Raw genomic sequence first — 12,637 nt, forward strand, 5'->3', positions numbered from 1 at the left:
GGTATAATCATTTTTTCCGCCGCCTCTAAGTTAACGTCTCCCATTTCGCCCACATTTCCTGCGGATTCAGTTCATAAATGTCGTTTTCTCTAAACATGTATTGATGCATAATAAATTCCCGTCGAATCGTAGCAAAATCATCATGGAAGCCTTTAATAAAAACATTTATCTCCTTCTCCGTATACTTCTGTCCCCTTGTCAGCTGCGACACGATATGCTGCAGCGCGATAAGCTTCTTCTTATGCTGAGCCGGAATATGCTTTAGCTTTCCTTCTGCCGTAAAAAAATTTCGGATAACCGAGTCCTGCAATCGCTTGCTGCTCTCCTCCATGCTCTCCAATCCCCTCTCTGTTCCCGCGTTTCGGTAAATGAGCTGCTCCGCGGCACTCGCGTTGCTCTTAATAAAATAATGGTTCAACGAAAAATAAATCGTATTTTTTTCTCTTCGCTCATTAATTAAGCTCGCTTCGCGAAGCTTAGTCGCATGATGCGTGACCGTAGCAGGCGTTACGCCTAGCTTCTCAGCCAGCTCCTGGCCATTCAGCTCGCCCTCAGCGAGCATTATCAATAGTTTGATTCTCGTCGCATCTGCCAGCGCCTTATGGTACGCGACAACTTTATCCAGCTGCATCGTTTTAAATCCTCTCTTTATAGTATATTTAACATTCGTCTAATTAGATAACTATCTAATCAGATGATAATGCAGTTCCCGTGATTTGTCAAATCACTGGGAACGCATGTATCTCCTACCGTTTCAACCATTAATGTTCGGAATACAAATTGTCATCATCCGCGATGCTTTGAATATCTTCCGAGCTGATGCTGATATATTCATAGCCTTCCGCCTGCTGCTTCTTGAGCGCCTTTTCCTTAATAAACTTTGGGCTGCCCTCGCCCGCATCCTCGTCGTAAACGAGCAGAATGCCGTCCGTCTTGCGGAAGAGCAGCTCGTCCCGCGCATTAAACTGCCATATCCCGTTATACGGCTGATTGCTGACGGAAGCGTAATAATCGACCCCTTTCAGCACCTGCTGGTAAAATTCCTTTTTATCGTCCTTCCACTTTTCTTCCGGATTTGCATACGCCGCAATAATCGAGAGTCTCAGATGCGGATAAATTTCCTTAAGCGCGATGACGACCTCGCATGCCCAGAGGTCAACGCCGTATTGTCCGGGTGTGATGACCCATTCAAGCCCATCCTCGATGAGCGGAAACAGCTTGCCTGTCAATGCTTTTTTAATATAAACGATGCCTTCATGCTTCTGGTTAAAAATATTAAGCTCATGCGCGCGATAGCCCGTAACGAGTAAATTTTTCATTTATTCAACGCCTTTTCGGATAATTATGGTTTACATCTCTCCAGTGTATGCTATAGTAGAAAAAATACAAATTGAATATGGACCTATTTTATTTCACTAGGGGAGTCTAACGGCTGAGATGGAGCGCATGCTCCGGACCCTTTGAACCTGATCTGGATCATTCCAGCGGAGGGAAGTGGAGCAGAAACAGCATTCATTCATGCGCGCAAGCCTTGTTTGTTCGTTAGACCCGCTCATTTCCCTCCGGAAATGGGTGGGTCTTTATTTGTTTACGGGGGGATGCGTATTACCGCGCTATTATCGCTTCACCATTTGACCTACTCCTATCCATCTAACAGCAAGCCTGTATTCTCCAATCTATCATTGGAGGCTCACGCCGGCGAATTCGTATCGATCATCGGGGCAAGCGGCTCAGGCAAGAGCACGCTCTTCAAGCTTATGGCCGGGCTGCTTCAGCCTGCCGAAGGAGAAATTAGGCTGCGCGGCGAGCTTGCCCCGCACCGGTTAGGCAAGGTCGCCTACATGCCGCAAAAAGATCTGCTCATCCCATGGCGGACCGTGCTCGATAATTGCTTGCTGCCGCTTGAGCTTGCGCGAGGAGACCGCGCAGCTGGCTCCGCGCAAATACGGGAGCTGCTCAGCCGCTTCGGGCTTGCTGGATATGAGCAGGCTTATCCGGATGAGCTATCGGGAGGCATGCGGCAGCGCGCCGCTTTTTTGCGGACGCTCGTGACCGGGCAAGAGCTTCTGCTCCTTGATGAGCCATTCGGCGCGCTGGATGCGATGACTAAGCGCGGCATGCACAAATGGCTGCTTGAGCTATGGGGCGACCTGCGCAAAACCGTCCTTTTTATTACGCATGATCTGGAGGAGGCTATATTGCTTAGCGACCGCATTTATTTGATGTCCGAAAGCAGCCCGCTGGGCGTGCAGGAAATCGCCGTTCAGCTGCCGCGCCCCAGACACTATGAGCTGAATTATGAAGCTGCTTTTGTGAAGCTGCGGCAAGATTTGGAGCGACGACTGCATGCGCAAACTACGTTTTAACACATGGCTGCAAAATTACGGACTTTTTATTCTGCTGCTAATGCTCCTTCTTATCGTTTGGCAATGGATCGTGCACCTTGGCTTCGTTCCCGCCTTCATTCTTCCAGCGCCAACTGCAATCGGCGGGGCATTGGTCGAGGACAGCAGCCTCCTGCTTGGCAAGCATCTTGCTGCCACGCTGCGCGAGGTCGCGCTTGGCTTCCTCTTGTCCGTCATAGGCGGGGTTGCTCTTGCAGCTGCCATGAATGCGTTCCGCACGCTCGAGAAGGCGCTGTATCCCTTCATTGTCATTAGCCAGACGATCCCGTTAATTGCTCTGTCGCCGATCTTCATTTTATGGTTCGGCTATACGATTTGGGGCAAGGTCGCCGTCGTTTTTTTGACTGCCTTCTTCCCTATCGTCGTCAGCACCTACGACGGCCTGAGCAAAGGGGATGCGGAGTATCGGGAGCTGCTGCTGACGATGGGAGCGACCCGATGGGACATTTTCCGCAAAATACAAATTCCGGCTGCCCTGCCCTCCTTCTTCTCCGGTCTTAAGCTGTCCGTCGTCTACTCCGTCGTAGGCGCTACGATAGGCGAATGGCTAGGCGGCAGCGAAGGGCTTGGCTATTACAGCCGGCGAATGTCCGGCAATTTGAACACCGATGCCATGTTTGCATCCGTATTTCTGCTATCGCTCATTGGCATTCTCTTATTTGCCAGCGCGATGCTGCTTGAGAAAATGATTTTAAAGAGAAGAGGAACGAAGAAATGATGACAAAAGCTAAAAAAAACTGGAGCGGTTTGATCACGCTTGCTGCCATGCTGCTTGTAATAAGCGGATGCGGCGGGGCTGCCACGGACAATAACGAAGCCTCCAAGGCCGATGCTTCAGCCGATGATCAGAAGATAGAGAAAATATCGATTATGCTCGACTGGTATCCAAACGCCGTTCATTCCTTCTTATACGCCGCTCAGAAGAACGGATATTTCAAGAAGCAAGGACTAGAGGTTGATATTCAGATGCCCGCCGACACAAACGATGCTTTAAAGCTGGTAGCCGCAGGCAAAATCGATTTGGCACTCAGCTACCAGCCACAAGTTCTGATGGCTCGCGGCGAGAAAATTCCTGTCAAGTCCATTGCGGCAATCGTCAGGCATCCGCTCAATCATCTGATGGTGCCTGAAGGCGGAAGCGTAAAGTCGCCTAAGGATCTGGTCGGCAAAAAAGTCGGCTACTCCTCTATCCCCCTCTACGAGGCGATGATGCGCACGATGATTAAGGAGGACGGCGGAGATCCGCAAGCTGTACAAATGATCGACGTAGGCTTCAGCTTTATTCCGGCGATCTCGACGAGCAAAGTAGATGCCATCATCGGCGGTTTCATTAATCATGAGCAATTGCTGCTTGCCAAGGAAGGTTATCCCATGACCGCGATTAACCCAGCCGATTATGGCGTGCCCGACTATTACGAGCTGGTGCTTGTTGCCAGCGACGATGGTCTAAGCAAGAAAAAGGCGCTTTTTCATAAATTCATTACAGCCATGGCAGAAGGCCAGCAATACGTTTCCGCCAATGCCGAGCAAGCGCTGTCGATCCTGTTCGAGCACGAGGATCAAACGTCGCCGCTCGACAAGGAGATCGAGACAAAAAGCTTGGACATCCTGCTGCCGCTTATGGATGCGGGAGAGCAAGCCTTCGGCTATCAGGACCCGGCTTCCTGGTCCCATGTAAGAGAATGGCTGCTTAACAATGATCTGCTGCCGCCAGACATAAAGGCTGAGGATGCTTTCTCCAATTTGTAAGACAGCGAATTGATACGATCGGGGGAACGAGTCGATGAACATCTATAAAGCGTTAACGATTGCAGGCTCAGACAGCGGGGGCGGCGCAGGCATTCAAGCCGATCTCAAAACCTTTCAAGAGCTTGGCGCCTACGGCATGTCAGTCCTAACCGCAGTAACGGCGCAAAATACGCTTGGCGTCCAAGGCGTATATCCGGTAGAAGCCGCTGCCGTCAGAAGGCAGCTGGATTCGATCGGCGAGGATTTAACGCCTTCCGCGCTTAAGACAGGCATGCTATTCAGCAGCGAAATTATTGAAATTGTAGCTGCCAAAATAAAGCAGTATCAATGGCAGAACTTGATCATTGATCCTGTCATGGTAGCCAAAGGCGGCTCTTCCCTGCTTCAGCAGGAAGCCATTCAAGCGCTCGTTAAACATTTGGTGCCGCTCGCGCTCGTAACGACGCCAAACATTCCCGAAGCCGAGCTGCTCGCACGGATGGCTATCCGCACGCTGAGCGAACGGGAGGAAGCAGCAAAAATCTTGTTCCAGCAAGGCTCCCGTTATGTCGTCATCAAGGGCGGGCATGATTCGGGCAGCGCACGGCTAGTCGACCTTATTTATGATGGAGAGCGATTCGATTACTTGGAAAGCCGGCGAATCGAAACCCGTCATACGCATGGGACCGGTTGCACCTTCTCAGCCGCATTAACGGCGGAAATCGCGCAAGGAAAAACCGTTCCCGAGGCGATTCGTACAGCCAAAGCCTTCATTCAAGCTGCCATCGAAGACCAGCTGGGGTTTGGCGATGGCCACGGGCCTACGAATCATTTTGCTTACCGGCGCAGGCTTCGGGGCGAGTAGCCTATTTCGTCCAAAGAAAACGCCGCTTCCGGGATGGAAGCGGCGTTTTCTTTGAGCTATTGTTTCATATTCGAAGATTAAAATTTGCCGCCGATTCAACTTCAAGCTGCATAACCGCTACTGCCGTAAGAGGCTTTACATCATACTTCGATTGCTCCGCTGCCGCAGCATTCACTCTTTCCGGCGCCATATCAAAGCTCGTAAGCGCCGCCGCTATCGTACAAAGCAGCACAGACATGCATATCACATTTCTTATCATAGACGTTCCACTCATTTCCTCGCTATTTCATTAGCCGTTCTATTCCTAAGTATAGAGCAATGAAAATAAAAAGCTATGGACTTAAGGAAGGATAGAAGCCTAGACTTTAGGCGGGTTAACCCCATACATAATCGAATACTTAACATGCATATGTTTACATTTTTGTTTGCCAATGGGTTAACTTACTAGTACAATGGGAATTATTCCCGCCTATATCATCTATTAACTTTTACGATAATCCAGCAAATCCTCTGCTGCACTCTATTGATTGGCTGCTCCCTAGAGCTCCTCCATCCATTCAGCCCGAAATAACACATCTTTTATTCCTTTATTTAAAGGAGGTGATTCTCAGCTTCGATCCTGCACACGATTGGCTTCCAAGAGCCCGCGCTTGGAGGAGCATGTGTACATTCCGTTGATTGGCGATCACCATTTGAAGAGGAGGAATACAATGATGAAAAAAATGGGCTTAAGCTTCATCGTACTCGTCATGTTGCTTGCATTTGCTTCGTCCGCTTCCGCGGCAAACCGGGTTGAAACGGGGACTTATTCGCATGGCGGAGGCAACCTGTACGTCTATTATTCTGCGTACGATTCCCATGTAAGCGGATATTTGAACATCACGATTTATCGCGTTACTTCATCAGGCGATGTTTTCATTACCTCTTATTCGGAAGAAGGCGGCAGGCCTGGCCATGATATGCATCAAGGCACATTAAATCTTGGCAATCAGCCGGCCGGCACTTATAAATTCGTGGCCAGCAATCCTGACAGCTGGATGGGACCTTCGGTAAGCTTCCATAACTAAAAAAAAGCCCCAAATGAGGGGCTTAGCCGATAGTCTGGGGACACCTGCGACAGGTGTCCCTTTCCTATGCGTTAAGTTAACGGTTATCCACTTTCTCCGGATAAAGATCATGGTTCATGAGGCGATGCTCCGCCATTTGCTCATATTTGGTGCCTGGCTGGCCCCAGTTGCAATAAGGATCGATAGAAATGCCTCCGCGAGGCGTAAACTTGCCCCAAACCTCGATATATCTCGGCTCCATGAGCGCGATCAAATCATTCATGATGATGTTCATGCAATCCTCGTGAAAATCCCCATGGTTGCGGAAGCTGAACAAATACAGCTTGAGCGATTTGCTCTCTACCATTTTTTGACCGGGAATATATGAAATATAAATCGTTGCAAAGTCCGGCTGCCCCGTCATCGGACAAAGGCTCGTAAACTCCGGGCAGTTAAACTTAACGAAATAGTCGCGGTTTGGATGCTTATTATCGAATGTCTCCAAAATTTCCGGCGAGTAGTTAAACAAATATTGTGTGCCTTGATTGCCGAGCAGCGTTACGCCATTAAGCTCTTCCTTGCTTCTTCCTTCCATGCTCGTCTCCACCCTTCCTTTTCCTATTAAACGCCTTTTTTATTGCCCCATACCCAGGTATGAAGCTGCGGGAGCACATGAACCCGCTTCAATTCATCATTCGGCATTACTCTGTTGATCAGCCATTCGTAACGCTCTACCAAATAAGGCAGCATCCTGTGCGGCTCCGTTTCCTGCAATTGACTGTTTCCAGCTTGCAGGTAAAAGGGAACATTCGGATAGCGCATATGAACAAAAGTTGCGTATTCGAGATCCTCGTCATCAAAGACGACCGTTTTTAAGCAAAAGCTTGCTTCCTTTTCGTTTAGCTTGGATACAATCTCGTCGAGAATTTGCCAATCCGTCTTCATGCCGGAGCTTGGCGGCTTCGGCGACAAGGTCAGCTCGTCAATCGACCAAAACCAGTCCTGCCAGCGGCTGCCTTGCGTCTCTAGCGCTACGCTTATCCCCCGCGCGTGCAGCTCTTCAATAAATACGCTAAGCTGCGGGAGCAGCGCGGGATTGCCGCCGGAAATCGTCACATGCTCGAACGTTTTTCCGCCGATTGCCATTAGTTCCTCTATGATTTCATTCGCCGTTAACATGCGAATATCTGCTTTCGCGCTTCCATCCCAAGTAAATGCCGAATCGCACCATGAGCAGCTGTAATCGCAGCCTGCGGTACGAACAAACATCGTTTTTCGGCCAATGACCATCCCTTCGCCTTGCACGGTGGGACCGAATACTTCCAGAACGGGAATCCGTTTAATCGCCTGCATCCGAACCCGCCTTTCTCTTAGGGCGGTAGATACAGTAGCTTGTCGGCGTTTCTCTTAAATAAACCTGAACGCACTGCGGGCGATTCACCGTACTGTCCAAATAACGCTGAACGATCTCGTAAATCGTGCGTGCTACCACTTCCGTCGTCGGAAATCGCTCCGGCTGCGTGTCGCTGAAGCTCTCCTTGTCGTCATTAAGCAGCGTATGGTCAAACCGGTCATGAATCAGCTGCTTGATAATAGCAAAATTGACTAGGAAACCAGCCGCATCAAGCTCGTCGCCCGCTACCGTCACATTGGCATAATACGTATGCCCATGAAGCTGACGGCATTTGCCTGCTTCCTCGGCAGGCACATAATGTGCCGCTGCGAACTGAAAATCCTTGTTCAGCTCATAAGAGTAAGGGTGAGCGGCTGCTGGATACACCTGCTGCAGCATCATTGCTTCACTCCATCCATTCGTTTGGCCAAATATTCGTCCAATCCGTTTTTACGCAGCTGGCATGCCGGGCAATCGCCGCAGCCGTCAGCAATAATGCCGTTATAGCAGGTTAACGTCCGCTCCCGTACAAATTCAAACGCGCCGAGCGTCTCGGCAAGCTCCCATGTCTCGGCTTTGTTTAGCCACATGAGCGGCGTATCGATGACAAACGGATAATCCATAGACAAATTCAGCGTGACATTGAGCGATTTCACGAAAATATCACGGCAATCCGGATATCCGCTAAAATCCGTTTCGCATACGCCTGTCACGATATGCTTCGCGCCTTGCTGCTTAGCCAGCACGGCTGCGAAGGTTAGAAATAAGAGATTGCGGCCATCAACAAAGGTGGTAGGGAGCTCCCCTTCCTTTTGCTCAATCGCAATGTCATCTCTAGTGAGCGCGTTAGGCGCCAATTGATTAAGCAGCGACATATCGAGAATATGATGCTTAATATTCAGCTCCTTGGCAATATCCGCCGCGCATTCGAGCTCTAACTTATGCCGCTGTCCATAATTGAACGTAACGGCCTCAACCTCCGAGAAGCGCTCCATTGCCCAAAACAAGCAAGTCGTGCTGTCCTGGCCGCCGCTGAATACGACGACCGCCTTTTCCTTTTTCATGCTGCATCTCCCTCTCTGGTTTGAGAAGATAGAGATCGCCTGACATCCTTCATAAGTAGCTAAAAAACCAAAGAAACGGCGCGAAACGGTAAAAAACCGGTTCGCGCCGAACGCAAAAACGACGATGTCACCTGACGGGACAATCGTTTCGCATAGTTTTTTATAGAGGGAGTTCGCGAACCTCTCCCGGCCGCCCGTTAAGTCGATTGACGAGGCACCGGAATTTCTTCTTTAGTTGCATATCCTCAAGTACTATAGCATAGCTTTGGGCAAATAGAAACAGACAGTATTTTACTAACCAGCTTCCATTCCCTTCTGCTTATTATACGATCTCCACCAGCTTCGCAAGCGTCTGAAGAACATGCTGGGACAGCTCAGGAATGTCTTCCATTTGCTCCTCGCTTATTTTACGGTTAAAACTTAGCTCGATCACATTCGAATAGCTCGGCGCTTCATCGCCGAATAAATAGCTTATCGTTTGCGTCGGCGCCATTTCCGGCTCCCAAATACGCTGCAGGATGTCCTCGATCTGCCTGCACTGCTCGTTTACATCACTCAACTGCATGTAGAAGCGAAGCCTCAGCGTACAAGCGGGCGTCTCGCCCTTTTGCTCTAAGAGCTCAGCCGCCAAATCCTTCAGCGATGCAGTGAGCTGTATTTCCGCTGACACCTCCGCGCGGCCAGCCAGCGTGAATTGAAGCGCAAACTCGCGAGACATAACGGCTAATTCCAACCGGTCTATCCGATTGATGATATCAACCTTTCGATCCAGCGTGTCTAGGTCATAAATTTGGTTCTCAAAAGCGACTTTCAAGTTTTCAAATACAGTTGGATCAAACATCATGGATTCCTCTCTTTTTTACAGCAGTAGGTACTAAGCTATTGTAGTCGATAAGGAACGTAGAATCGAGTTTTCTTTTGTAATTATCCCTTCAAATATAAGAATAGCGGCGACAGACCAAGCTCGCGTACCCCTTCGGCAACCAACCCTGCAATTTGGATACCGCCAAGCTCTTGAAAGTGCGTATCGTCCTGTGCGCCATCCGGAAAATGAATGAATTCGCCTGGATATGCCCACATGAACAGCGCCTTCGAGGGCTCGTCGCCCAGCTGCTCATACAAGACTTTGCTTTTTGCAGCCAAATCAATAAGCGGAACGTCAAGCTCCGACGCAAGCTGCTTCATGCCAAGCAAATAATCGCCATGCGTGTCGATGATCCGCCCCTGCTCGTCAAACTTGCGGCGATGCATCGGCGTAATCAGTACCGGCCTTGCGCCGCGTGCAAGAGCCCCCTCCACATAGATCGTGAGCATCTCCTTAAAGCTGCCAAAAGGCTCCGTTGCCCGTTCGGCGTCCGGCTTCTCGTCGTTATGTCCGAACTGTATCCACAAGTAGTCGTTAGGCTTAATTTGCTCCAATATCGCTGCAAGGCGCCCCTCATCAATGAAGCTTCTAGAGCTTCTGCCCGACATCGCATGGTTGTCAATCGCCACATCCGTCTTAAAAAATAACGGAAGCATTTGTCCCCAGCCCGCATACGGAAACGTATCTTGATCGGTCACGGTCGAGTCGCCAGCCAAATAAATGGTGGTCGCTTGCTTCGCCTCTTCAATCCGCAGCGCATTAATGCGCGGTGCAATGCCAGAGAAAGCAAGGCGCAAACGCCCATCAACCACCTTGACCGTAAAGCTGTGCACCGCATACTGCCCCGCCGATGTAACTGCCTTGTGGAGTACGATGCGCCCCACGCCATATTTTAAGGTCGTTGAGGTCGGGGCAATTGCATCGCCGATCGTTGCGGTTACCGTATAGCAGCCGTTAGGCAGATCGACGGCAAACACAGCATCTAGCGGTATGCAGAAGGCGCCGCGCAGGCGATCCTGGTCATCGCGATTCCGCGAGCTGACACGCTCGTTAGACTCGAAGCCGTAGCCTGCCGCCTCGCTATAAACGGTATCCGGAAGCACTTGTATATAAGGGGAAGCAGGCGCGTTGCCAATCCCAAAATCAAAGCGAAACGATGTAGTCATGCCAGCACCATCCTATCCGTTGATTGTCCTATTAGTAGAATAACAAATGACGTGTGGATAGGAAGCCAATAATTCGTCTATTTTGTTCAAAAATCAGACCCCCTGCACATGTGTACCGTTTATTTGTTATTTAAGGATCGAGCTGAGCATACGCCGCATAACGATCGCTGGAAATGGCAGCGTGCGGCAGGAAATGACAAATGCCCGTTTAACGCTGTCAAAGTTTGCGTTACCGGTGGAATTCCGTATACTAATAGATAGGAATCATGCAGGAGCTACTTACTAATTGAGGTGACGCAAGTGGAAGAGTTGAAACAAGCCTATGAAACGATGGGGCTGCCAGAGCTAGCGGCAAAAGAGGAAGTGGAGAAACGCTATACGACGCTTATGCGTCAAGCACGCTCCCGAACGCAGAAGCAGAAGGACGACGCGGGTGACGCGGAGGATTCTTTTGCGAAGATTACACAGGCGTATCGGCTGATTTTAGAGTATGAGGATCGCAAGCTGACCGATGCCTTCAACGAGCAGGAATACGGCAAGTACAAGAAGATGGCTGGACAAGCTCAGAAAATGGACCATTTCTGGCGCTATTACAAGTTCCATACGCTTGGCGCAATTGCAGCAGTAGCACTTATTATCTATGGGGTAATCAGCTTCATGAACTACCGTGAGGAGCAGGAACGGCTTGCTAGTCTGCCGCCTGTCGATTTAAACGTATCTTTTATGGGCAATTACATGCTGAAGGATGACGCTCCTAAGGAAGAGCCGATTGAAAGCGCACTTTTGACAGCGTTTCCCGAATGGAAAAGATTCGTTTCCATGTTAACCTTCGTACCTGCCGACGAACAATCGCAAATGGCTTATATGCAGAAAGCAGTGCTGATTTTGGCGACAGAGCATCCGGATGTTTACATCATGGATCGGAATATTTTTGAGTGGATCGGCAATCAGGGCGTACTAATGAACCTCGATAACGACGTTAACGGCGAGCTCAAACCATTGCTGAAAGATGGTTTGACGTTGAAGGCGAAGACCGAAGACGATACCGAGGAGCATGTGTACGGCATCGATATAAGCAAAAGCGCCCTTGTCGATCAGCTTCCTCTTTACAAGGAGAACATGATCATCGGGATACGCCTCGACAGCAAAAACCCGGAGAAAGCGCGAGAATTTATCAAAAAATATTTGCGTACAGTGAAATAGAACTAGTCGATGAAAGCCCGTATGCCTCCGCCATCAGGATGATGTCGGCGGCATACGGGCTTTTTATTTTGTGAGGCAGCCGCTTTGGGATTTATCCTGCGCAGCAAAAAAGGGGGGACTATAAATGGGTAGCTGCATCCCGCCCATTTAGCCTTCGCCCAAATGCTTTAGCACGATGCTCTCAATATGCTGCAAATGCTGCTTCATTCGTTCGGCTGCTTGCTCGGAATTTTGCTGCTCAATCGCCTCGAAGATAGCTAGATGCTCCTTATAAAGCCGCTCCGCAACAGCTGTGCTGGCATACAGCTCGACTCGCCGAATATCGTGGATGGCCGTTTCAATGTAATTCATAATCGACTCAAACAAGCGCACCATGATGGAGTTATGTGTCGCCTTTGCGAGCGTAAGATGAAACTTCAGGTCTAGCCGCTCGCCTTCGGTCTCATCGCCAACTGTCCGCTCCATCTCGTCAATCAAATCACGCAGCAGCTTTACATCCTCATCCGTCCGCTTCGCAGCGGCTATTGCCGCGCCCGATACCTCCAGCGCTTCGCGAGCCTCTAATAGCTCAAGCACCGTTTCGCGGTTCAAGCGAAGCGACGTAAGCTCAGGAAGCTCCATATCCATTGGCGCGTTGCGAATAACGCGGCAGCCCCCGCCCTGCCGAATGTCGATTAAGCCCATCGCTTTAAGCGCGCTCAAAGCCTCGCGGGTGGTCGAACGGCCAACGCCAAATTGCTCGGACATTTGTTTCGTAGAAGGCAGCTTATCTCCGACTTTGAGCTTGCCCTCCACGATCAGTTGCTTCACTTGCTCGGTAATTGCCTCGTAGTGGTTGCGCTTTGAAAGCTTCTCTACCTCTAAAGACGGCATGGACACTAACCTCCTATGCAGTATACGGC

General features: G+C 50.0%; 16 protein-coding genes and 2 riboswitches. Of the genes, 6 read left to right on the top strand and 10 right to left on the bottom strand.

Annotated elements, in window-relative coordinates; translation table 11 throughout:
• Positions 1-25: 25 nt before the first annotated feature.
• Positions 26-631 (bottom strand): DUF2087 domain-containing protein, encoded by a 606-nt coding sequence (locus ADU23_RS29295; RefSeq protein WP_053376995.1) that lies wholly within the window; start codon positions 629-631, stop codon positions 26-28.
• A 130-nt stretch (positions 632-761) separates the two neighbouring features.
• Positions 762-1,319, bottom strand: coding sequence for a DUF1273 domain-containing protein (locus ADU23_RS29300; protein ID WP_053376996.1), 558 nt, complete (start codon positions 1,317-1,319; stop codon positions 762-764).
• A gap of 88 nt (positions 1,320-1,407) precedes the next feature.
• Positions 1,408-1,510: riboswitch (TPP riboswitch) on the top strand.
• 88 nt (positions 1,511-1,598) lie between these two features.
• Here ADU23_RS29300 and ADU23_RS29305 point away from each other — a divergent pair.
• The 4 genes from ADU23_RS29305 to thiD are packed head-to-tail and all read left to right on the top strand — an operon-like array spanning position 1,599 to position 4,998.
• On the top strand, positions 1,599-2,366 hold the full coding sequence (locus ADU23_RS29305; protein ID WP_053376997.1) for an ABC transporter ATP-binding protein: 768 nt from the start codon (positions 1,599-1,601) through the stop codon (positions 2,364-2,366).
• Entirely contained in the window at positions 2,347-3,123 is a 777-nt protein-coding gene (locus tag ADU23_RS29310; protein WP_053376998.1) for an ABC transporter permease, read from the top strand. Before ADU23_RS29305 ends, ADU23_RS29310 begins: the two co-directional genes overlap by 20 nt.
• Positions 3,120-4,154 (top strand): ABC transporter substrate-binding protein, encoded by a 1,035-nt coding sequence (locus tag ADU23_RS29315; protein ID WP_231637556.1) that lies wholly within the window; start codon positions 3,120-3,122, stop codon positions 4,152-4,154. Before ADU23_RS29310 ends, ADU23_RS29315 begins: the two co-directional genes overlap by 4 nt.
• Before the next feature lie 34 nt (positions 4,155-4,188).
• Entirely contained in the window at positions 4,189-4,998 is an 810-nt protein-coding gene (gene thiD, locus ADU23_RS29320; RefSeq protein ID WP_053376999.1) for a bifunctional hydroxymethylpyrimidine kinase/phosphomethylpyrimidine kinase, read from the top strand.
• 64 nt (positions 4,999-5,062) lie between these two features.
• Here thiD and ADU23_RS29325 read toward each other — a convergent pair whose 3' ends face one another.
• The gene (locus tag ADU23_RS29325; RefSeq protein ID WP_053377000.1) at positions 5,063-5,257 is read right to left on the bottom strand and encodes a hypothetical protein; all 195 of its coding nucleotides are present in this window, start codon (positions 5,255-5,257) and stop codon (positions 5,063-5,065) included.
• A 451-nt stretch (positions 5,258-5,708) separates the two neighbouring features.
• Between ADU23_RS29325 and ADU23_RS29330 the strand changes: the two genes are divergently transcribed.
• Positions 5,709-6,065, top strand: coding sequence for a hypothetical protein (locus ADU23_RS29330; RefSeq protein ID WP_053377001.1), 357 nt, complete (start codon positions 5,709-5,711; stop codon positions 6,063-6,065).
• 76 nt (positions 6,066-6,141) lie between these two features.
• Here the strand turns inward: ADU23_RS29330 and queF are convergent, their stop codons facing one another.
• From queF to ADU23_RS29360, 6 genes are all read right to left on the bottom strand, one after another.
• The gene (gene queF, locus ADU23_RS29335; RefSeq protein WP_053377002.1) at positions 6,142-6,639 is read right to left on the bottom strand and encodes a preQ(1) synthase; all 498 of its coding nucleotides are present in this window, start codon (positions 6,637-6,639) and stop codon (positions 6,142-6,144) included.
• A gap of 26 nt (positions 6,640-6,665) precedes the next feature.
• The gene (queE, locus tag ADU23_RS29340) at positions 6,666-7,397 is read right to left on the bottom strand and encodes a 7-carboxy-7-deazaguanine synthase QueE (protein WP_053377003.1); all 732 of its coding nucleotides are present in this window, start codon (positions 7,395-7,397) and stop codon (positions 6,666-6,668) included.
• The gene (gene queD, locus ADU23_RS29345) at positions 7,384-7,836 is read right to left on the bottom strand and encodes a 6-carboxytetrahydropterin synthase QueD (RefSeq protein WP_053377891.1); all 453 of its coding nucleotides are present in this window, start codon (positions 7,834-7,836) and stop codon (positions 7,384-7,386) included. Before queD ends, queE begins: the two co-directional genes overlap by 14 nt.
• On the bottom strand, positions 7,836-8,501 hold the full coding sequence (gene queC, locus ADU23_RS29350) for a 7-cyano-7-deazaguanine synthase QueC (RefSeq protein WP_053377004.1): 666 nt from the start codon (positions 8,499-8,501) through the stop codon (positions 7,836-7,838). The genes queD and queC overlap by 1 nt, the downstream gene beginning before the upstream one ends.
• Positions 8,502-8,647: 146 nt before the next feature.
• A riboswitch (PreQ1 riboswitch) is annotated at positions 8,648-8,691 on the bottom strand.
• 132 nt (positions 8,692-8,823) lie between these two features.
• Positions 8,824-9,342, bottom strand: coding sequence for a hypothetical protein (locus ADU23_RS29355; RefSeq protein ID WP_053377005.1), 519 nt, complete (start codon positions 9,340-9,342; stop codon positions 8,824-8,826).
• Between the two features lie 83 nt (positions 9,343-9,425).
• Positions 9,426-10,532 (bottom strand): rhamnogalacturonan acetylesterase, encoded by a 1,107-nt coding sequence (locus ADU23_RS29360; protein ID WP_053377006.1) that lies wholly within the window; start codon positions 10,530-10,532, stop codon positions 9,426-9,428.
• Between the two features lie 300 nt (positions 10,533-10,832).
• Here ADU23_RS29360 and ADU23_RS29365 point away from each other — a divergent pair, with 300 nt between their 5' ends.
• On the top strand, positions 10,833-11,735 hold the full coding sequence (locus tag ADU23_RS29365) for a hypothetical protein (RefSeq protein WP_063846279.1): 903 nt from the start codon (positions 10,833-10,835) through the stop codon (positions 11,733-11,735).
• Between the two features lie 147 nt (positions 11,736-11,882).
• Here ADU23_RS29365 and ADU23_RS29370 read toward each other — a convergent pair whose 3' ends face one another.
• Positions 11,883-12,608: a FadR/GntR family transcriptional regulator gene (locus ADU23_RS29370; RefSeq protein ID WP_053377008.1), complete on the bottom strand. Its 726-nt coding sequence runs from the start codon at positions 12,606-12,608 to the stop codon at positions 11,883-11,885.
• Between the last annotated feature and the right edge of the window lie 29 nt (positions 12,609-12,637).

The sequence above is a fragment of the Paenibacillus sp. FJAT-27812 genome (assembly GCF_001273905.1).
Classification (GTDB): domain Bacteria; phylum Bacillota; class Bacilli; order Paenibacillales; family Paenibacillaceae; genus Pristimantibacillus.

Bases quoted from the DNA above. Each gene is read 5' to 3' on its own strand.
- ADU23_RS29325 (WP_053377000.1), bottom strand. From the start codon at position 5,257: ATGATAAGAAATGTGATATGCATGTCTGTGCTGCTTTGTACGATAGCG.
- ADU23_RS29305 (WP_053376997.1), top strand. From the start codon at position 1,599: ATGCGTATTACCGCGCTATTATCGCTTCACCATTTGACCTACTCCTAT.
- ADU23_RS29295 (WP_053376995.1), bottom strand. From the start codon at position 631: ATGCAGCTGGATAAAGTTGTCGCGTACCATAAGGCGCTGGCAGATGCG.
- ADU23_RS29360 (WP_053377006.1), bottom strand. From the start codon at position 10,532: ATGACTACATCGTTTCGCTTTGATTTTGGGATTGGCAACGCGCCTGCT.
- ADU23_RS29300 (WP_053376996.1), bottom strand. From the start codon at position 1,319: ATGAAAAATTTACTCGTTACGGGCTATCGCGCGCATGAGCTTAATATT.
- queD (WP_053377891.1), bottom strand. From the start codon at position 7,836: ATGCTGCAGCAGGTGTATCCAGCAGCCGCTCACCCTTACTCTTATGAG.
- queE (WP_053377003.1), bottom strand. From the start codon at position 7,397: ATGCAGGCGATTAAACGGATTCCCGTTCTGGAAGTATTCGGTCCCACC.
- thiD (WP_053376999.1), top strand. From the start codon at position 4,189: ATGAACATCTATAAAGCGTTAACGATTGCAGGCTCAGACAGCGGGGGC.
- ADU23_RS29370 (WP_053377008.1), bottom strand. From the start codon at position 12,608: ATGCCGTCTTTAGAGGTAGAGAAGCTTTCAAAGCGCAACCACTACGAG.
- queF (WP_053377002.1), bottom strand. From the start codon at position 6,639: ATGGAAGGAAGAAGCAAGGAAGAGCTTAATGGCGTAACGCTGCTCGGC.
- ADU23_RS29330 (WP_053377001.1), top strand. From the start codon at position 5,709: ATGATGAAAAAAATGGGCTTAAGCTTCATCGTACTCGTCATGTTGCTT.
- queC (WP_053377004.1), bottom strand. From the start codon at position 8,501: ATGAAAAAGGAAAAGGCGGTCGTCGTATTCAGCGGCGGCCAGGACAGC.
- ADU23_RS29355 (WP_053377005.1), bottom strand. From the start codon at position 9,342: ATGTTTGATCCAACTGTATTTGAAAACTTGAAAGTCGCTTTTGAGAAC.
- ADU23_RS29310 (WP_053376998.1), top strand. From the start codon at position 2,347: ATGCGCAAACTACGTTTTAACACATGGCTGCAAAATTACGGACTTTTT.
- ADU23_RS29315 (WP_231637556.1), top strand. From the start codon at position 3,120: ATGATGACAAAAGCTAAAAAAAACTGGAGCGGTTTGATCACGCTTGCT.